Annotated in this window: 18 protein-coding genes; 10 read left to right on the top strand and 8 right to left on the bottom strand. The window is 66.7% G+C overall.

The window, feature by feature from the left end; genetic code table 11:
* Nucleotides 1-149: 149 nt before the first annotated feature.
* From ACX9NE_RS02350 to ACX9NE_RS02330, 5 genes are all read left to right on the top strand, one after another.
* Nucleotides 150-2,003, top strand: a complete 1,854-nt coding sequence (locus tag ACX9NE_RS02350; protein WP_459359978.1) for a PE family protein — start codon at nt 150-152, stop codon at nt 2,001-2,003.
* Between the two features lie 353 nt (nt 2,004-2,356).
* Nucleotides 2,357-3,016, top strand: coding sequence for a 50S ribosomal protein L25/general stress protein Ctc (locus ACX9NE_RS02345; protein WP_459359979.1), 660 nt, complete (start codon nt 2,357-2,359; stop codon nt 3,014-3,016).
* Nucleotides 3,017-3,022: 6 nt separating this feature from the next.
* The gene (pth, locus tag ACX9NE_RS02340; protein ID WP_459359980.1) at nt 3,023-3,598 is read left to right on the top strand and encodes an aminoacyl-tRNA hydrolase; all 576 of its coding nucleotides are present in this window, start codon (nt 3,023-3,025) and stop codon (nt 3,596-3,598) included.
* Nucleotides 3,599-3,635: 37 nt separating this feature from the next.
* Nucleotides 3,636-4,598 carry a hypothetical protein gene (locus tag ACX9NE_RS02335; RefSeq protein ID WP_459359981.1) on the top strand — a complete coding sequence of 321 codons (963 nt, stop codon included), beginning with the start codon at nt 3,636-3,638 and terminating at the stop codon, nt 4,596-4,598.
* Nucleotides 4,599-4,674: 76 nt separating this feature from the next.
* On the top strand, nt 4,675-5,937 hold the full coding sequence (locus ACX9NE_RS02330) for an SLC13 family permease (RefSeq protein WP_459359982.1): 1,263 nt from the start codon (nt 4,675-4,677) through the stop codon (nt 5,935-5,937).
* An 89-nt stretch (nt 5,938-6,026) separates the two neighbouring features.
* Here ACX9NE_RS02330 and ACX9NE_RS02325 read toward each other — a convergent pair whose 3' ends face one another.
* The 6 genes from ACX9NE_RS02325 to ACX9NE_RS02300 form a co-directional block, all read right to left on the bottom strand.
* Nucleotides 6,027-6,887 (bottom strand): DUF302 domain-containing protein, encoded by an 861-nt coding sequence (locus ACX9NE_RS02325; protein WP_459359983.1) that lies wholly within the window; start codon nt 6,885-6,887, stop codon nt 6,027-6,029.
* 227 nt (nt 6,888-7,114) lie between these two features.
* A complete protein-coding gene (locus tag ACX9NE_RS02320; RefSeq protein ID WP_459359984.1) occupies nt 7,115-8,749 on the bottom strand; it encodes a fatty acyl-AMP ligase in 1,635 nt (544 codons plus the stop codon).
* A 251-nt stretch (nt 8,750-9,000) separates the two neighbouring features.
* The gene (locus tag ACX9NE_RS02315; RefSeq protein ID WP_459359985.1) at nt 9,001-9,960 is read right to left on the bottom strand and encodes a 4-(cytidine 5'-diphospho)-2-C-methyl-D-erythritol kinase; all 960 of its coding nucleotides are present in this window, start codon (nt 9,958-9,960) and stop codon (nt 9,001-9,003) included.
* Nucleotides 9,961-10,032: 72 nt separating this feature from the next.
* Nucleotides 10,033-10,977 (bottom strand): 16S rRNA (adenine(1518)-N(6)/adenine(1519)-N(6))-dimethyltransferase RsmA, encoded by a 945-nt coding sequence (rsmA, locus tag ACX9NE_RS02310; RefSeq protein ID WP_459359986.1) that lies wholly within the window; start codon nt 10,975-10,977, stop codon nt 10,033-10,035.
* Nucleotides 10,941-12,068 (bottom strand): transglycosylase family protein, encoded by a 1,128-nt coding sequence (locus ACX9NE_RS02305; RefSeq protein WP_459359987.1) that lies wholly within the window; start codon nt 12,066-12,068, stop codon nt 10,941-10,943. Before ACX9NE_RS02305 ends, rsmA begins: the two co-directional genes overlap by 37 nt.
* Before the next feature lie 176 nt (nt 12,069-12,244).
* Nucleotides 12,245-13,090 (bottom strand): TatD family hydrolase, encoded by an 846-nt coding sequence (locus tag ACX9NE_RS02300; RefSeq protein ID WP_459359988.1) that lies wholly within the window; start codon nt 13,088-13,090, stop codon nt 12,245-12,247.
* A gap of 59 nt (nt 13,091-13,149) precedes the next feature.
* Here ACX9NE_RS02300 and metG point away from each other — a divergent pair, with 59 nt between their 5' ends.
* The 3 genes from metG to ACX9NE_RS02285 all read left to right on the top strand — a co-directional run bounded on the left by metG (nt 13,150) and on the right by ACX9NE_RS02285 (nt 15,899).
* A complete protein-coding gene (metG, locus tag ACX9NE_RS02295) occupies nt 13,150-14,718 on the top strand; it encodes a methionine--tRNA ligase (RefSeq protein ID WP_459359989.1) in 1,569 nt (522 codons plus the stop codon).
* Nucleotides 14,719-14,877: 159 nt separating this feature from the next.
* Nucleotides 14,878-15,243 carry a PAS domain S-box protein gene (locus ACX9NE_RS02290; RefSeq protein ID WP_055576853.1) on the top strand — a complete coding sequence of 122 codons (366 nt, stop codon included), beginning with the start codon at nt 14,878-14,880 and terminating at the stop codon, nt 15,241-15,243.
* Between the two features lie 221 nt (nt 15,244-15,464).
* Nucleotides 15,465-15,899 (top strand): LbetaH domain-containing protein, encoded by a 435-nt coding sequence (locus ACX9NE_RS02285; protein ID WP_459359990.1) that lies wholly within the window; start codon nt 15,465-15,467, stop codon nt 15,897-15,899.
* A gap of 9 nt (nt 15,900-15,908) precedes the next feature.
* On the opposite strand, the gene ACX9NE_RS02280 is transcribed toward ACX9NE_RS02285, so the two are convergent.
* Together ACX9NE_RS02280 and ACX9NE_RS02275 are read right to left on the bottom strand one after the other, a co-directional pair.
* Nucleotides 15,909-16,619: a TetR family transcriptional regulator gene (locus tag ACX9NE_RS02280; protein WP_459359991.1), complete on the bottom strand. Its 711-nt coding sequence runs from the start codon at nt 16,617-16,619 to the stop codon at nt 15,909-15,911.
* Nucleotides 16,620-16,748: 129 nt separating this feature from the next.
* Nucleotides 16,749-17,426 carry a TetR family transcriptional regulator gene (locus ACX9NE_RS02275; RefSeq protein ID WP_459359992.1) on the bottom strand — a complete coding sequence of 226 codons (678 nt, stop codon included), beginning with the start codon at nt 17,424-17,426 and terminating at the stop codon, nt 16,749-16,751.
* Nucleotides 17,427-17,837: 411 nt separating this feature from the next.
* Between ACX9NE_RS02275 and ACX9NE_RS02270 the strand changes: the two genes are divergently transcribed.
* Both ACX9NE_RS02270 and ACX9NE_RS02265 read left to right on the top strand, forming a co-directional pair.
* The gene (locus ACX9NE_RS02270) at nt 17,838-18,137 is read left to right on the top strand and encodes a PE family protein (protein WP_459359993.1); all 300 of its coding nucleotides are present in this window, start codon (nt 17,838-17,840) and stop codon (nt 18,135-18,137) included.
* Nucleotides 18,138-18,155: 18 nt separating this feature from the next.
* Nucleotides 18,156-19,307, top strand: coding sequence for a PPE family protein (locus tag ACX9NE_RS02265; protein WP_459359994.1), 1,152 nt, complete (start codon nt 18,156-18,158; stop codon nt 19,305-19,307).
* Nucleotides 19,308-19,454 lie beyond the last annotated feature (147 nt).

The raw sequence follows: 19,454 nt of genomic DNA, 5'->3' as shown, positions 1-19,454 counted from the left end.
CAAGACGTGCACGAGCCTTTGCGCTGGCCGCAAGGCAGCGCCGCCGATGCGCCGCCCGCTCGCCATTGCACCAACGCCGCTATCTCTCAACACACCGGCGGCGCCCACGCCGAACGATCGTCACCTGCCCGAGGCGGAAGGAAAAGAGGATGTCGCGTTTGTTAGCAGTGCCGGGGGCGATCAACGCGGCTGCTGAAGACATTGCCACGATCAAGACGGCGATCGACACCGCCAATGCCGCCGCCGCGGTCCGAACGACGCAGCTGGTCGCCGCGGGCGCTGATGAAGTGTCGACAGCCCTCGCGACGTTGTTCAGTTCACATGGCCGGGCCTATCAGGCCGTCAGCACGCACATGGCCGCGCTGCAGAGCCAACTGATCGGGGCTGTGTCGGCCAGCGGGGGCGCCTATGCCAATGCTGAGGCGCTTAACGAGTTGTCGGTGCGGACACTTGAGCAGCAGATCATGACCGCAGTCAACGCACCGACTCAGGCGCTGATCGGGCGGCCCTTGATCGGTAACGGCGCCAACGCAACAGCACCGGGCCAAGCCGGCGGGGCCGGCGGTTTGCTATACGGCAACGGCGGCAATGGCGCAGCCGGCGGACCCAGCCAGGCAGGCGGCGCGGGCGGCAGCGCCGGCCTGCTCGGCAACGGCGGATCCGGCGGCGCCGGCGGGACCGGCGCGTCCGGCGGCACAGGAGGCGCCGGCGGGCTGCTCTACGGTAACGGCGGAGCCGGCGGGCGCGGTGGGGATGCGGTCGCGGGCGTTAACGGCGGCAACGCCGGCATCGGCGGAAAAGGCGGCGATGCGCTGTGGTTTGGCTCGGGCGGAATCGGCGGTCCAGGCGGCACGGGGCTGAGCGGGATCGACGGGACGAACCCCACGCCCATTGGCACAGCTGGAAGCGGCGCTGCGGGTGGTAACGCCATTTCATCCAGCGGCTCTGCTGACGCCGGGCCTGGAAACCCCGGCCAGCCCGGCGGTCCGGGCATCACCGGCGGCACCGGTGGCATCGGCGGCCAGGCATTGGTCACCGCAGGCAGCGGCAGCGCCCACGGCGGTACCGGCGGGAACGGGGGAACCGCAGGTGCGGGAGGGGATGGCGGTGATGGTGGGGCTGGCGGGTTCGCGGGCAGCAACCAAAGTGAGGCAACTGGGGGCCTCGGCGGCAACGGAGCCGACGGCGGCAATCTCGCCGGGGCGGGCGGCCACGGCGGCCGTGGTGGCGACGCCAGAAATGTCGCGGGTGGCGTGGCCCTCGGCGGCAAAGGCGGTAGCGGCGGCAACGGCCTCGCGGGCGCCGCGACCGGCGGCGGCGGGGGTGCCGGCGGTGCGGGTGGTGACGGTGGCCGCGGCGGGTGGCTGGTCGGCAACGGCGGTGTCGGCGGCGCCGGCGGCAGTGGGGGCTCCGGCGGCATCGGCGCTACCGGCGCGGTGGCCGGCGATGGCGGAACCGGGGGCGACGCGACGCTTGCCCCTGGCCCCGGACCTAACGTTGGCAACGGAGGCCAGGGTGGCTTAGGTGGTACCGGCAGCACCGGCGGGATGGGCGGCACCGGCGGTATCGGCGGGCCGGGCGGTAACGGAGGTGCAGGCGGGCTACTCATCGGCGACGGCGGCGATGGTGGCGCCGGCGGCATTGCCGGTGTTGGCGGCGCCGGCGGCATCGGTGGTGCGGGAGGCGACGGCGGTGCCGGTGGCGCCGGAAACTCTTCGCCGGGCGCTGACGGTAACGGCGGGAATGGCGGTGACGGTGGGAATGGCGGTGGCGGCGGCAAGGGCGGCGCCGGCGGCCCCCGGGCATTGGGTGGCACCGGCGGTTCCGCCGGGTTCCTGATCGGCCAGACCGGCGGCACCGGCGCTGGCGGCGCGACCGGAGGGGGCGGGCCAGGCGGACCGGGCGGCAACGGCGGCACCGGCGGCACCGGCGGCACCGGCATTACCGCAGACGGCACCGCCGGCGCGGCGGGTAAGCACGGCACCGCAGGCGCCCCTGGCTAGGTACGTCCGCGACAGCGCCGCCGGGACTCCATCGGCGTCGGCGACCTGACGCGTGATGCGATAGCGCACTCATGTCGCATCTGCCCGCCACTGGTCGTCCACCAGCAGCGGCTGAGCTGACTAGTGACCCACTGCCGAGCAGACGCGAAATCGCGCGGGAACGCTCGTTCCAGTGCGATTTCGCGTCTGCTCGCGCTTACGGGGCGACCCCCGAATTTCCGCCACGACCCGCACATGGGATAACCTGACCAGGCGTCACGGCGAGGGTGGCTGGCCACGGACCAGCACCGTTATCGACGGAGACCGGCATTCTGTCGCGATCCCTGGCCGTGCCTTAAACACAGGAGCGACATATGGCTAAAGCTGCAGTCAACCAACTGTCCGCCACGGTGCGTACCGAGACCGGCAAGGGCGCGTCCCGCCGGGCCCGGCGCGAAGGCAAGATTCCCGCCGTCCTGTACGGCCACGGCGCCGATCCCCAACATCTCGAGTTGCCCGGGCACGACTTCGCGGCGGTGCTGCGCCACTCCGGAACCAACGCGGTGCTCACCCTGAACATCGGCGGTACGGAACAATTCGCGCTGACCAAAGCGCTGGACATCCACCCGATCCGCCGCACCATCCAGCACGCCGACCTGCTGGTCGTGCGGCGCGGGGAAAAGGTCACCGTCGAGGTCAGCGTTGTGATCGAGGGCGAGGCCGGACCCGACACCCTGGTCACCCAGGAGACCAACGCTATCGAGATCGAGGCCGAGGCGCTGTCGATTCCCGAGCAGTTGACGGTGTCCATCGAGGGCGCCGCAGCCGGCACGCAGTTCACCGCGGGCCAGATCGAGCTGCCCCGTGGCACCACCCTGGTCTCCGACCCGGACCTGCTCGTGGTCAACGTCGTCCAGGCGCCTACCGCCGAGGACCTTGCCGAGGAAGGTGCTGGCCAGGAGGGCGCGGCCGCGGAAGAAGCCACCCAGGGCGAGGGCGGCGAAACCGCCGGGGCGTCCGACGAGTCGGAGTAGCGCAACGTGGCCGAACCGCTGTTGGTGGTCGGCCTGGGCAATCCGGGCGAGAACTACGCCCGGACGCGCCACAACTTGGGATTCATGGTCGCCGACGTGCTCGCCGCCCGGCTGGGCGCAAACTTCAAGGCGCACAAGCGCTCCGGCGCCGAAGTCAGCACCGGCCGGATAGCGGGCCATTCGGTGGTGCTGGCCAAGCCCCGCTGCTACATGAACGAGTCGGGCCGTCAGGTCGGGCGGCTGGCCAAGTTCTACTCGGTGCCGCCGACCGAGATCATCATGATTCACGACGAACTCGACCTCGATTTCGGCCGCATCCGGCTCAAGCAGGGCGGCGGTGAAGCCGGACACAACGGATTGCGCTCGGTGGCAGCCGCGCTGGGCTCCAAAGATTTTCACCGAGTACGAATAGGCATCGGCCGTCCGCCGGGGCGCAAGGATCCGGCCGCATTCGTGCTCGAGCCGTTCAGCGCAGTCGAGCGACGGGAAGTTCCCACCATCTGCGAGCAGGCGGCCGATGCCACCGAATTGCTGATCGAACTGGGACTGGAACCCGCACAAAACCGTGTCCACGCGTGGTAGTCCTGCCAATGCAGGGTCCCTAACCTGGATACGAAGGATGGGATACAAGCTGTGGAGCGCAGGCCCGTTGCTGGCAACAGTCATGCTGCTGCTGCCAGCAGGTTGCGCGCAACAAACAAGTCCCCCGTCGCGACTCTCCGATCTCTGCGCAGCCCTGCCCATCACTGATGTTCAGACCACCTACCGAAGCCTCACGCCCTCGCTACACGCGACAAAGCACCTGGACTATTCGAAGTTTCACACGGCGGGTACGGCGTCGTGTCACTACGGCCCGAAGGACGGCCTGGGCGGTGTGGCGCTGAGCGTCCCGATCGGCGGGCCGGTTCCCGACGTCGCACAACTCGTCGGCGGCGTCCGTGCCGGAAACAGCCAGGACCTCAGCGTCGATTCCGACAAGGCGTTCTTCGTGCGATCAGAGACGGACTCGGCGATTGCCGTGGATCACGGCTCGACGCAATTCGTCCTCACCTGGACGCCGCTCCTGGGCGCACCCAACGAGATGATCACCCAGCAACAGCTCGTCGCCCTGGCCCGCACCGTTACCAGCAATCTTCCGACGGATTTTATTGTGCCGCAACAAGATACCGCCCCCGCGTGCGCGCCTGTGCAGGCAGGCGAGCGCATCGTCGGCGGACGGGTGATGATGACCCGAGGCTCTGCCAACGACAGCACACTGAACTGTGACTTCCTCGGGCCGACCGGCATCGTCAGCGCCAGCGCCACCAGGGAGGCGCTCCGATTCGTCAACGATCAGGTTCGCATCCTGCGCAGCAGCCCGCGGACCCTCATCGATCCTCCGGTCGACGACGAAGCCGCACTGTCGGCACTCAGCCGCAACAGCATGTACATCGAAGGATATCTGACCGGTTGCTGCGCACTGGAATTCACACACCGGGCGATCAACGACGCGATGGACTACAGCAGCGAATTCGATGCGGCCCAACGCCAGTTCGTCACCAGCTTCATCGCCGCGGTGCGCGACTGGTCGCGATTGCGTTGACGCGCTGCGGGTGGGTTTCAATTGCCGACCGCCCGGGTATGGTTGACCAACGAATGTGCGGCGGGGGGCCAGTCGGGTGAGTCTAGTTGTAGCCGAGTCGATTTCGGCCGTGTTGCTGGTACTTGTCTTGGCGGCCGCGGCGGGCCGGCCATTCGGCTGCCCAGAGGCTGTGATCGCCGTGCCCGCGGCGGCGGTCGTGGTCGGGATCGGGGCGGTTTCGGTTGCGGACGCGCGCAGCGAAGTGCTGGACCTGGCGCCCGTCGTCGGATTCTTGGCGGCGGTACTGGTGCTGTCCCAGGCGTGTGCCGTCGAAGGGCTTTTCCTCTGGTGCGGCGCCTGGATCGCGCGCGCGGCCGGGGGCGGGTCGACGCGGTTGCTGCTGGCGGTTTTCGCTGCCGCGTCGTTGGTGACCGTAATCTTCAGCCTCGATGCGACGGTGGTGTTGCTGACACCGGTCGTGTCGGCCACGGCGGCGCAATTGCGAGTGCGGGCCCGCCCTCACCTGTATGCCTGCGCTCATCTGTCCAACACCGCGTCGCTGTTGCTGCCGGTATCGAATCTGACCAACCTGCTGGCGTTTTCGGCCAGCGGCCTGAGCTTCCCACGATTCACCGCGCTGATGATGCTGCCCTGGATGGCGGCGATCGGCGTCGAGTATCTGATTTTTCGAAGGTTCTTCGCCGACGACCTGAGGGCAGCGGCACCGCAGGCGCCACCCACCGACGAGTCCACGCCCGCTCCGCCCAAATTCGCCATTATCACCGTGGTCGCCACCCTGGCCGGCTTCTTGATCGCTTCTGCCGCGGACGTCAATCCCGCGTGGGCGGCAGCCGCGGGCGCGCTGATTCTGACCCTGCACGCGGCGGCGTCACGGAAGACGAACATCGCCGCAGTGGCTCGCTCGGCGGACGTCCCGTTCCTGATTTTCGTGCTCGCTCTCGGCGTCGTGGTGCGTGCAGTGATCGATAACGGGCTCGACCACGCTCTGCGCACCCGCTTGCCGCACCCGGACGGACTTCTCGGCTTACTGGCGATCAGCGTGGTTGCCGCAGTGGCGGCGAACGTCGTCAACAACCTGCCCGCGGTGCTGATGCTCGTTCCACTGATTGCGGCGACGGGTCCCGCTGCCGTGCTGGCCGTGCTGCTCGGAGTCAACATCGGCCCCAATCTCACCTACACCGGTTCGCTGGCCACCATGTTGTGGAGACGCGTCCTGCGCCAGCATGACCACCCCACCACGGTGGGGGAGTACACCAGGCTCGGCTTGCTCACCACGCCGGCTGCGATCGTCGCGGCGGTCGTGGCGCTCTGGGCATCGTTACACCTGATCGGCAGCTGACCGGTGCCGAACGCTGGTGTGCCACCTGATGTTCCTTCGATTACCTGCTCACCCCAGCGGCCATCGACCATCTCGGTAGACCGGGACTGTTACTGCTTCCCGGCCGCGGTGTCGACGGTGACGCGGATCGCGTCCGATATCTTATTGCCCGCATCGGCGAGCGCAGGATCGACGGCGGTGAACTCCGGCGCCGGATCGAAGTAGCTGATCAGAGCCGGGCCGCCGCGGTCGCTCGCCCACACGGTCACCCGCACCGGAACCACCGCGCCGATGGCCTGAGTGGCGCCGAACAGCGTCTTGCCGATCTGCGGATCGCCGATGAAGAAACTGTGCGCGCGCTGCGATTGCACGCCCACCGCCTTCAACCTGGTTTCTTCGTTCAAGTCACCCAGGATGACCATGCCGTGTCTGTCGGCCGCATCATGCAAGGCGCCGATCGTCGCCTCGAACTCGCCATTGGCGGTGACGGTGATGAACCGGGTATCCACCGACGTTGCCTTCATCGGACCCCCTGCGGCGGCTTCGGCGATCGTCCGGATTTGCTGGGATATCTGCTGTCCGGCGGCGCCGAGCCCGGGATCGACGGCGGCGAACTCCGGCGCCGGATCGAAATAACCTATGTGGGCGGGACCATCCGCGTCCGCCCACACGTGCATCCGTACCGGAACGACCGCGCCGATGGCCTTGGTGGCATCGAAGAAAGTCTTTCCGAGCTGAGGGTTACCGACAAAGAACGTGTGCGCGCCAGGCAGGCGCAGCCCGTTCGCCGCCAACTCCGCGTCCTGATTCACCTCACCGATGATCATCATCCCGCGGTCGGCGGCCGCCTTGGCCAGCCCATCGACCGTTGCCTCGAACCCTTGGTTCGCGATGTAGCTGACGTACTTCGTCGAAACGCTGCGCGACCCGTCGACGGGTCCGGCACTGGTCGGTGAGCCGGCGGGCCCCATGCTGCGACCGTCGTGACAACCGGCCAGTGTTACAGCAGCGAGGGAAATCCCAATGACGACTGGCGCCAATACTGCCCGCGATAGCGACGACACAGTGCTGCTCCACTTCGTTTCGACGGGTACGACCCTCGAGAAGGCCCCTATGAGCATCCACCACCGATAGACCAGATCTCAATAGCCGAGAGCCACTTCGCGAAACCGACGAGGCCCCTGGGCGCGAGCGATGCCTAGGTGACCAAGGTGACCGAGTTCGACCGGCGCAGCTTGCCGGACGGTGTCTTCGGGATGGTGCCGGGTCCCAGGACGACGACGTTGCGCGGTCGCATGTCGACCTCCTTGACGACCTCGTGCGCAACCTGGTGCTCGATGCGGCGAACCTCGGCCGGGTCCTCGAAAGCATTCGACTCGACGGCGACCGCGAACGATTCGCGGGAGTGCCCGGCATCCAGGCGCACGGCCACCGCACAGCCCGGACGGACACCGTCGACCCGGCCGGCGGCCCGCTCGATGTCGGTCGGGTAGATGTTGCGGCCGGCCATGATGATGACGTCCTTGACGCGACCGCACACCACGACGTGGCCCTCATCGGTGAGATAGCCGAGGTCACCGGTGTCGTACCAGCCGTGCTCATCCTGGGCCGGGATGAAACCGCCCATCGTGATGTACCCCGGCGTGAGGGACTCGCCGCGCAGCTCGATGACCCCGACGCCGCGGGTCGGCATCACGTTGCCGTTCTCGTCGACGACCCGCGCTTCCAGGTCTTTCAGCAGCGGCCCCAGCGTGGCCAGCCGGCGGGTGTTGCCCTTGGTTGCGGGGACTGCGCGGCGCAGGGCGGCCATCAGATCGGCGTCGACCTCGTCGACGACCAGACCCGAGTTGCACTTGGAGAAGGAGACGGCGAGCGTGGTCTCGGCCATGCCGTACGCCGGCAGGATCGCCGACGACCGCAGGCCGAACGGCCTGCCCGCGTCCAGCAGGTCCTCGACGTCGGCGGGTTCGACGGGCTCGGCGCCGGACAGCGCGAAGCGCAGCGTCGACAGGTCGAAGTCGCCCGGCTTGGCATTTCGCCGCAACCGCTTGGCCAGCAGCGCGTAGGCGAAGTTGGGCGCCGCCGTCATGGTGCCCTTGTACTTGTCGATCAGCTTGGCCCACAGCAGCGTGTCGCGCAGGAAGTCCATCGGGGTGACCTTGACCAGCTCGGCACCGAAGTACATCGGGATGGTGAGGAATCCGACCATGCCCATGTCGTGGAAGCAGGGCAGCCAGCTGACCATCACGTCTTTGGCGACGTCGTACTCGGCGCCGATGAACATCGCCTCGGCGTTGGAATAGATGTTGCGGTGCGTGATCTGGACCGCTTTGGGCGATCCGGTCGATCCGGACGTCAATTGCATCAGGGCCAGGTCGTCCTCACCGACCTCGATCGGGTCGACGGGGCCAGACGCCAACAAGTCGGCGACGGTAAGCACCGTGATGCCCTTCTCCTGCAGCACCGGGATGGCCACGGTGAACGGCTCCGAGACGATGACCACCTTGGCCTCGATCATGCCGATGACCGTCATGGTGTCTTCGGCCCACACGGCCAGATCGGTGCGCGGGGTGGGCTGGTGCAGCATGGTCAGGCTGGCCCCGCGCATCCATAGGCCTTGAGCTGTCGGGGCGATCTCCACCGGAAATCCGGCGAGCACGCCGACGGCGTCGCCGAGGCCGACGCCCGCCTCGGCCAGACCGCCCGCGATGCGTCGTGCGCGCTCGTGGACCTCCCCCCAGGTGTGGCGGACAGGTTCGTGCGGTTCACCGGTCACCATGCCCGTCGTAGCCGTGCGGGCATTGCGAAACATTTTCTCGGTAAACCTGCTCACGCAGCCTCCTCGGTTCCAGCGCTTTCCCCAGGGTCCGAACTTTCATGTTGCACGTGCCACATCACGCTTAAAAGCAGGCGCGCGCACACATTGGGGAGTCTTTAGGTCTCGATTTGATGGAGAGTTGCGGTCCCGACTACAAGCTCAGTTGGGCTACCGGTACTGGCCACCGCGGCTTATCTTAAGCAACTCTTAAAGAAGTGCCAAACGGTGACGCGATTTGAGTGCGATGTCACAACGGCGTCACGGCCTCACGCTTCGGATGCGGGCGCCGGCACTACGCGGGCGCCGGGAACCGGTCCACTGGCGACTCGCACCGTGCGGCACACGCCGGCTCCGGACAGCTGGGTGCCCACATCGACGGCGGAGGCGGCCGACGTGCACAGGAACGCGCACGTCGGGCCCGAGCCGGACACGAGCCCTGCCAGCGCCCCCGCTTCCACACCCGCACGCAGTGCGCGCCGCAGCGCCGGGTCCAGGCTGACCGCGGCAGCCTGCATCTCATTGCCCAGTAGGGGCGCGAGCTGCTCGGGATCGCCGGCAGCCAGAGCCGCCAGCACCGGGCCGGGCTCATCCAGGCGGGGAGGATCGCCGACGTCGCGCAGCCGGTCCAGTTCCGCGTAGACCGCCGGGGTCAGCAACCCGCTGTCGGCGAAGGCCAGCACCCAGTGGAAGGTGTTGCGGGACAGGACCGTTGCGAGTTCCTCACCCCGCCCGGTACCCAGCGCCGTGCCACCGTGTAACGCGAACGGCACGTCACTGCCCAACTGCGCGGCCAGCATCCGCAGGTCCCGGCGGGGCAGGTTGAGTTCCCACAGCGCGTTCATCGCGACCAGTACACCTGCGGCGTCGGCGCTCCCACCCGCCATGCCGCCGGCCAGCGGGATCGATTTGTCGATCAGGATCGACACGTCGGGGGCGCGTCCCACATGGTCGGCCAACAGCTCGGCCGCCTGCCAGGCCAAGTTGCGTTCGTCGGTGGGCAGCGTGGCCGCGCCTTCGCCGACGTGCTCGAGCGATAGCACATCGGCGTTGCGGACGGTCACCTCGTCGAACAACGAGACGGCGTGGAACACCGTGGTGAGCTCGTGGTAGCCGTCGTCGCGGCGGTCACCGACGGCCAGGTACAGATTGACCTTTCCCGGTACCCGAACCGTGGTTGACCCGGTGGGCACCCAGAGTTCGGCGGTGTTGCCGTCAGATGCGGACACCGCAGCAGACTATCGCTGCTACCGGTCGCCACACGCAGCGGCACGGCGGGAGCCGCCGATCTCCCCTTTGCGTCAGCCGCTGACGGCCGGTGCCGGATCCGGCGCATGATCGGTACCCGAGCCGCCGTCCCCGGAACGCTGCAGCAGTCGCACGAAATCCTCGATGGACAGCGTCTCGCCGCGCCGGGCGGGGTCGATGCTGGCGGCAAGCAGTCGATTCGCCGACTCGTTCCCCGATCCGGCCCACGCCACGAACGCGTTGCGGGACGTCTTGCGCCGCTGCGCGAACGCGATGTCGACCAGAGCGAAGACCCGCGAACGGAAGGCTTCGTCGGTGGGCCACGGCGATGTCTCGTAGCGATCGATGCGAACCAGGCCGGAGTAGACGCGCGGAATCGGCCAGAACACCGTCGGCGACACGGTGCCGCAGCGGCGAACCCGGCCATAGAAATTCACTTTGACGCTGGGCACGCCGTATTCCTTCCCGCCGGGTTCGGCGGCCAGCCTTTCGGCGACCTCGGCTTGCACCATCACGGTGACGGTGCGGATCGAGGGAAATTCGGCGAGCAGATGTAGCAGGGCCGGAACCGCCACGTTATACGGCAGATTGGCCACTACCGCGGTCGGCGCCGAGGGCAAGTCTGCACGGCGCAACGTCAGCACGTCGCGATTGAGCACGGTCAGGCGCCGGGCTTCGGTGTTGGAGTGCTCGCTAACCGTCTGCGGCAGCCGGGCGGCCAGCACCGGATCGATCTCGACCGCGGCCACCGTCGCACCGCGATCGAGCAACGCCAGGGTGAGCGACCCGAGTCCCGGACCCACTTCGAGAACACCATCGGACTTACCGACACCGGATGCAGCGACAATCTTCCGTACCGTGTTGGCGTCGTGCACGAAGTTCTGTCCGAAAGCCTTCCGCGGCCGAAAGTCAAGCTCCTTGGCCAGCCGCCGAATCTCGGTGCGCCCGAGCAGACGGATTGTCAGCGCGCACCCACTCGTCCACTGCACACGGGCCACGCACCCCAGCCCTGACGCTGCCGCGTGACTTCGGCGATCGCGATCTGTTCCTCCCGGGTAGCCATGTCGGCGCGCGGCGCGTAGCGCAAGCCACCGTTGGCCTCCCAGGTGCCCTGGTCGAACTGCACACCACCATAGAACCCGTTTCCGGTGTTGATCGCCCAGTTTCCGCCCGCCTCGCACCCGGCCAGCGAGTCCCAGATCGTTCCGTCACTGACCGGGGGCACCTCGGTGCCCGGCTTGGCGCCGACCCGGAGCACCGCTTCGCGGGCCGGCGTCACCACGATATTGGAGACCGGCAGGCGGCCGGTTTCGACGCCGTTCACCTCAGCCACCGAGAACGTGACGTCCTGGGTACCGGGGCTGCCCGGATCTTCGACGACCTCACGGCTCATGTTCATCTCGGGGTCCTCGATGCGGCGCGCCGGCGGCGGCAGCGGCATCCGTTCGGTGACCCGCTCGATGCGGTTGCGGGTGACCTGTATCAGCATGCCATCGGTGACCGGCGTCGCCGGGGCGGGAATCACCTGGTCGCTGTCCTGCAGCGGCGCGCCGGCGGCGCTCAGCATTTCGGCGACATTCGGAGCCGGCAGGTGCACCGTGCGTACCACGCCGCCGTCATCGATCTGCACCGTCTTGGCACTGACGACGGGCAGGGCCATACCTGACAGCGGAACGCGGCTGGCGCGCGACGCCGCGGCGGGAGCGGTGTCGGTCATGGCAAGTTGGGCCAGCGCCTCGTCCACGGTCGACGCGGTGGTCCAGACCTGCCGGGAATTCTGGCCGTCCAGCGTGATCTCCAGCGGCCGGCTGCGCCGCAGCACGATGGTGGCCGCGTCACTGACCGTCACGTCGCCGGCCGGGTACAGGTCGTCGCGTTCTTCGACGGAGAACCCGTTCTCGTGAACGATGTCGATCACCCGCGACTGCATGGTCTGCACCCGGATGGAGGTGCCGTCAACAGTCAACGTGACCGTCTTGGCGGCCGATACGGCGTAGCCGCCGGCGAATGTCAGTACCAGCAAAAGCGCGCCGACCAGCAGGCGCAACGTGGGCGAATCAGTTTGATGAAGTTTAGTAAGCAGATTCAACGTGTATCCCGACCTTGTATCAACCGTAAGCAACAACAACTCAACGACGAGCAACCGACCCTATTCAGCTGAAATGACAAAATGGGCCCAGAGGCCCACCCGTTCGATCACAAGACGGTAACGAACCGGCCAATCCAGAGCAACTCCTGCGTGGAAATCTCGGAGCCGATTAGGGGCTACAGCGCCCGAGCCGGATCCAGCCGGTAGGCCCGGCAAGCATTGCTGGTAGTGATTTCCGCCAGTTCTTCGGGTCGGCGATTGACCAGCTCAGCAAGGGCGCGAACGGTATAGGGCAAACAGTAGGACTCGTTCGCTGCGCCCCGATAGGGGTGCGGAGTGAGAAAGGGCGCGTCGGTCTCCACCAACAGCTGCTCAAGCGGTATTAACGGAACGGCTTCGCGCAGGTCACGGGCGTTGCGGAAGCTCACCGTCCCAGACAGGCTCAGCCACCATCCGGCTCCCGAACACGTGCGAGCCATCTCACTGTCGGATGAGAAGCAGTGAAAGATCACCGTCTCGGGTGCACCCTCGGCCCGCAGCACGTCCAGCACCTCTCGGTCCGCGTCGCGGTTGTGGATCATCAGCGGCTTGCCGGTCCGCTTGGCCAGATCGATATGCCATGCGAATGCGTCGCGTTGCACCTCCGGCAACGCACAGCCGTCAAGCCGGCCCGGCCAGTACATGTCCATGCCCGTCTCACCGACGGCCACGACACGTGGGTGGCATGCCAGTTGCTCGATCTCGGCGCGGGCGGCTTCGGTCAGCGCGTCGGTCCGCGTCGGGTGCAGCGCCACCGCCCCATAAACCCGTGGGTCCCATTCGACCGCCCGCGTCACCCAGCGCGCCGACTCCAGGTCGTCTGCGATGGTGACCACCGCCGCCACGCCAACCGCGGCCGCGCGGTCGATGATGTCGCGCACGCCCGCAGCGTCCGAGACGCCGCAGGCGTCGAGGTGAGTGTGAGCGTCGATCAACGGCGACAGCGGCTCCGGTGGGGGCGGTGCTTCTCGTTTGGCGCTCACGCGCCCACGATATGTGCACCCGCCCGGGGATGCGGCAGCCCGATTAGGGTGGAGTCCCGATGAACCACGATCAGCAGCCGTACTACGTCACCACCGCGATCGCCTATCCCAACGGCGCTCCACACATGGGTCACGCCTACGAATACATCGCGACCGACGCGATCGCCCGCTTCAAGCGGCTCGATGGCTTTGATGTGCGATTCCTGACCGGAACCGACGAGCACGGCCTCAAGGTCGCCCAGGCTGCGGCGGCCGCCGGTGTCCCCACCGCGCAGCTGGCGCGCAGCAATTCGGACGTGTTTGAGCGCATGCAGGAGAAGCTGAACATCTCCTTCGACCGGTTCATCCGCACCACCGACCCCGATCATCACGCGGCGTCCGAGGAGATCTGGCGTCGCATGGAGGCGGCCGGCGACATCTATCTCGACAACTACGCCGGTTGGTACTCGGTGCGCGACGAGCGTTTCTTCGTCGAATCAGAGACTCAACCGCTCGAGGACGGCAGCCGGATCGCGGTGGAGACCGGCACTCCGGTGACGTGGACCGAGGAGCAGACGTATTTCTTCCGGTTGTCGGCGTACACCGACAAGCTCCTGGCGCACTACCGGGCCAACCCCGACTTCATCGCACCGGAGACCCGCCGCAATGAAGTGGTCAGCTTCGTCTCCGGTGGCCTGGACAACCTGTCGATCTCTCGAACCTCGTTCGACTGGGGCGTGCAGGTCCCTGAGCACCCCGACCACATCATGTACGTCTGGGTCGACGCACTCACCAACTATCTGACCGGCGCCGGCTTTCCGGATACCGAGTCGGAGTTGTTCAGCCGATACTGGCCCGCCGATCTGCACATGATCGGCAAGGACATCATCAGATTCCACGCCGTGTACTGGCCGGCGTTCCTGATGTCTGCTGGAATCGACTTGCCGAGAAGGGTTTTCGCGCACGGTTTCCTGCATAACCGGGGCGAGAAGATGAGTAAGTCGGTGGGCAACATCGTCGACCCGGTCGCGCTGGTCGACACCTTCGGGGTGGACCAGGTCCGTTACTTCCTGTTGCGCGAAATCCCGTTCGGGCAGGACGGCGCCTACAGCGACGAATCGATCATCACCCGCATCAACACCGATTTGGCCAACGAACTGGGGAACCTGGCGCAGCGGTCGTTGTCGATGGTTGCCAAGAACCTCGGTGCGACGGTGCCCGAGCCCGGAGAATTCATCGACGCGGACGTCGAGCTGTTGGCGAGCGCTGACGGCCTACTGGATCGGGTGCGGGCCCATTTCGATTCGCAGGCAATGCATCTGGCCCTCGAGGCGATCTGGCTGATGCTCGGTGAGGCGAACAGGTACTTCTCTGCACAGCAACCGTGGGTGCTTCGCAAGAGCGAATCCGAGGCAGACCAGGACAGGTTCCGTACCACCCTCTACGTCACGTGCGAGGTGGTCCGGATCGCGGCGCTGCTGGTGAGCCCGGTCATGCCGGATTCGGCGGGCAAGATGTTGGACCTGCTCGGCCAAACCGATGAGCAACGCAGCTTCGCAGCCGCTGGGGCGCGACTTGCGCCGGGGACCGTTCTGCCGCCGCCGGTCGGGGTATTTCCGCGCTACCAGATAGCTCCGCCGACAAGCTGAACACGCGGACCCGAGCACCCATCGCGTCCCGTCGGGTAATCACAGCGAAGCCAGTGAGCCACATTACGAATCCGGCCGAGCGGTGTGAGGTTCACTGCGGCGATAGGCCATAATCGCCAGGTGGAGCGAAGACGGAATCGGCAGCCCAGCCAATCCCCGATGACCACCCTGAAGCAGTTGCCTGCGCTGGTGGTGCTCGAGCGGATACCGGTCCCCGTCCTGGCCATCGCGGACGACGGCAGCATCTTATTCACCAACACCGCGTTCGCCCAGATGGTGGGTTGCGATCCGGAGGAGGTGCTGGCTCTGCGCTTTCACGAAATCTTCCATCAGGCCCCGCAGTCGGAGTCCTCGCTGCTGTCATTCGTTCACGCCCTGGCGAACATGGTGGTCGAGTTGGCACACAAGGACGGCTCGGTGGTGCGGGCACTGATGAGTAGGTCTGCGGTGATGCGCGCCGACGACAAATTTGCTCTGGCGGCGTTCCAGGACCTGACCGAACAGTTATGGGAAGAGGAACGCTAGCTCTTGTCGCGGTCGGGCGCGTGCGGCCAACCCGCAGTCTATGAACCACAATGACTCCAGGTATGGCTTTACGGTTTGTTGATACTTGCAGTATGGTTTTATCCGTGATCAGGACTCGCAAGGACTTGGAGTCGTACCTCGAGGCGGACTTGCATGCGCAAGGACTTGAGTGTTGGCGGCATCGCTACCGGGTCATTCACCGAGCTCCGTATTTTCAGCGCATGCTGCGCAAGACGGAGTATTGGACGAATACCGCCCGTACCCCCATCGGCCGTCTGGTGGCGGCGTATCTGCGCCTGCGGTTGAAGTTTCTCGGCGAGAAGCTGGGGTTCGGCATTCCGCTCAACGCCTTCGGGCCGGGCCTGTCCGTTGCCCACGTCGGCTGGGTGCACGTGCACCACCGGGCGAAAATCGGAGCCAATTGCCGGATCCACCAGGGTGTGACGATCGGCGAGGGCCGTCCGGGCGAGTACCCGTCGATCGGCGATGACGTGTTCCTCTATCCGGGCGCCATGGTGCTCGGCGCCGACGTGGGTAGCCGCGTCGGCATCTACGCCGGCGCGGTGGTGACAAAGCCGGTGCCCGACGATGTCGATGTTGCCGGCGTGCCGGCCCGTATCGTCAAGGACCGCCGCGCCAGCGCCGTCAGCGCATAGCGGCTAGCGCTAGCGGCTGTCCGAAGCCCCGGCCACGGCGGCGGTCGGCGGGCCCGACCGAGTGTGCCGCAGAGCCTCACGTGCGAGAAACTGCCGGAAGTAGGGCAGCGACGCCTCCGCCGCGATCCCGGGAAGAAGAAATATCCACATCTGGCTCAGACGGCCGTTGAGGTCGTCGATCAGGCCGTCGCTTCGGCGGCTGCGCGACATCGCTATCGACAGCAACCGGCTTCCGAACATCGCACCGACGATCGACTCGCCGAGCGATTCCGGATCGACGTCTTCGCGTAGATCGCCCTCGGAGATCGCCTCACGCGCCTGGGCGGTCATTTCCGCAACCCAGGCCGCGCAGCAGCGCGCGGCGGCGTCGTTGAAACCGCTCAGGGCCGCGATCAACTGCTCGGCTGCGCGGGCGGTCTTGTCCGTGCTCAGCACATTGGCCATCGCAAAGGTGCCGTGGATCATGTTCTCCAGTGCAGGCGACGCCGAACCACACACGTTGCGAAATGCTCCGACCAGTACCTCGGCACCCTCGTCGATGATGTCCGACGCAAGTGCCTCTTTGGAATCGAAGTGATGGTAAAGGGCGCCTTTGGTCATTCCTGTTCGCTCGATGATCGTGCCCCACCCCGCGGCGGCATAGCCGACCTCGCCGAAAACGTCGATCGCCGCGTCCAGGATCTTTCGCCGGGTTACCTCGGATCGAACCTGGCGCGCCATTGGCCATGCCTTCCCAGTGATGTCATCCGGTTCGGGCTCCGGACCTCGGCGTCTTGTTCCTGCTGGTCAGCCGGACAAGCCTAACAGCAGCCCGGAGTTTTCGACCGTGCGTGACAGTCCGGTGTCGGATCAACTTGCGCTCACCCGGGCCGGCGCGGCCTTGATCGCGAGCGCGGTACGGCGCCGGAGAAATTGCGTGAAGTAGTCGGACCGGTCAGGTTCCAGGACTGCCGCCAGGATCAGAACCCAGTTCCGTTCCAGATCAAGCAGGAAACCCCGCGGATCATCCAGATCGCTTGTTTGCCTCAAACCCAGATACATCGACACGATCAGCCGCCCGATGTCGCGCGGCTCCCACCGTTGTGCCACGTCACCCTCGTTGATCGCACGGTCGGCAACGCGGGCCAGAGCATCGATCCAGCCGCCCAGCAGACTGGCTTGCAGACCTTCGGTGCGTCCGACCGACTCGATGAGGTGCAACGCCGCTCTCGCCACATCCTTGGAGATGTCCTGGACCGCGATCAGGTAAGAGAAGTCGATCAGCGTCTCGAGCCCGGAGAGCTGCCTGGACAGCAGCTCCTCTACAGCCGCCCGACCTCCGGACGTGTGCTGCTCGATGATGGCCTCCGCAAGCGCGTGCTTGGAGCGGAAATGGAAATACATCGCGCCCTTGGTGAGCGCGGCCTCGGCGAGGATGTCGTCCAGGCCGACGTCGTGGTAGGCGCGGCGTGCGAATTGATGCGCTGCGGCCCGCAGGATCTGCTGCCGTGTGCTGTCTGCTCGTCCGTCGGCCGATTCGGTCGACATCTACTCGACGGATTCTTCCGGGTCTGCTGGATAGTCGCCAGCAGCGCTGAGCGGAGCAATCACCTTCACCATCGCGAATGCCTTCCTCGACCGGGTGGCCAGTCCATCAGGTGGTGGGCCGTCCAGCGGCGTGTCTCTCAGGCGGCACGGAGGACGCCACCTGCGAGGTTATCAAGTTCACGCCCCACCTGCGGCGTTCCACGCCGTGTGACGGTATTTACGCCGCGTCAATACTTATGGTTGGTAATCATGGCTATGCACGTTCAAAAAGTATGTGGTATGGGTATATAGACAGCTAATGGTCTGTAAGCGGGGGCATAACAGGTCCGAACTCTCAGTTCGGGCCGTTGACTATGACCGTCACCCTCGGATCATCCGGCCCGGTCCACCGATCGCGTTAAGGAGAGGCGTATGACGTTCGTCAGCACGCACCCAGAAGCCCTGATGGGCTCGGCCAGCACGTTGCAGGGCATCGGCTGCGCCGTGAACACCGTGGGTGCAGCTGTGGCAGGCCCGACCACCGTGGTCGTCCCCGCCGCCGCCGACGAGGTGTCCGCCCTCACGGCGATGCAGTTCGCCGCACACGGCCAGCTGTATCAGGCGGTGAGCGCGCAGGCCGCCGCGATTCACGAGATGTTCGTCGAGGTCATGAGGGTCAGCGGCGGTTCCTACGCCGCAACCGAAGCGGCGAACGCCGCGTCGGCCGGTTGACGCGCGGAGGGAACAGCGATGGATTTCGGTGCACTTCCACCGGAGGTCAACTCTGCGCGGATGCACGCCGGCGCCGGGGCGGCGCCGCTGCTCGAGGCGTCGGTTGCCTGGGATGACCTGGCCAGCGAGTTGGCGACCGCGGGTTCGTCCTACTCATCGGTGATGGTCGGGCTGACCAGTGGGCCCTGGCTCGGTCCCGCGGCGATTGCCGCAGCCGCGGCGGCCACGCCGTTCGCGGTCTGGCTGGCAACGACGTCTGCGCAGGCCGAGCAGGCCGCCGCCCAGGCCAGAGCGGCGGTGAGCGCCTACGAAGCGGCTTATGCGATGACGGTCCCACCCGCGGTGATCGCCGCCAACCGGGCACTGCTGGCGGCGCTGGTGGCGACGAATTTCTTCGGCCAGAACTCCCCCGCCATCGCGGCCACCGAGGCTCATTACAGCGAGATGTGGGCTCAGGATGCCGCCGCAATGTACGGCTACGCGGCAAGTTCGGCGGCAGCCTCGACCCTGACGCCGTTCGACGCACCGCCGCAGATCGCCGATCCGGCCGCAGCGGCAGCGCAGGGCGCTGCCGTCGCGGCGGCCACCGGCGAAGCCGCGGCGACCCAGACGACACTGGCCTCGCTGGTCAACGCGCTGCCGGCCGCGCTGGCGAGCATGGCGGCGCCGGCCTCGCTCGGTTCGGCTGCCGCCGGCCTGCCGGTCAGCACGTCCAGCGGTGACATCGCCAACCTGTTGAACATCATGGTTATGCCGCTCTTCGCGATCAGCAGCGTGCTGGGTATTGCCCAGACCATGCAGGGCATGACCGCCGCCGCCACTCAGGTAGGTGAGGCCGCAGCCGAGGCGGCTGAGGCCGCCGCCGGAGCGGCCGCCGTGGGTGCGGAGGCCGTGGGTGGCGCGGTGGGCGCGATGGGACAGGCCGCGAGTTTGGGCTCGCTGTCGGTGCCGGCGGCATGGACCAGCGTTATTCCGACGGCGCACCTCGCAGGCATCAGCTCGGCGCTGCCGGGAGCCACCCCGGGCGCCGTCGGCAACGTGCCTCCGAGCCTGCTGGGCGGGCTGCCCAGAGGCGCGGCGAGCCAGGGTCCGGTGGCCGGTCCGCGGTACGGGATGGTCCCCACGGTGATGGCGCAGCCACCCTCTGCCGGCTACGGCGGCGTGCTCTGACCACCGGTACCCGGAGACGCCAGACGTCAGGACGCGTCAACAACGAACAGGGGGATGCGCAAGTCGACAGTCAAAAATTCGGGTTCAGCAGTACTGAATGTTTGTTATTGCCGCATATATCATCCAAATAGTATGTAACACTAGTTC

The organism is Mycobacterium sp. ML4 (genome assembly GCF_054515735.1).
This window is presented reverse-complemented; position numbering and strand designations above follow the sequence as displayed.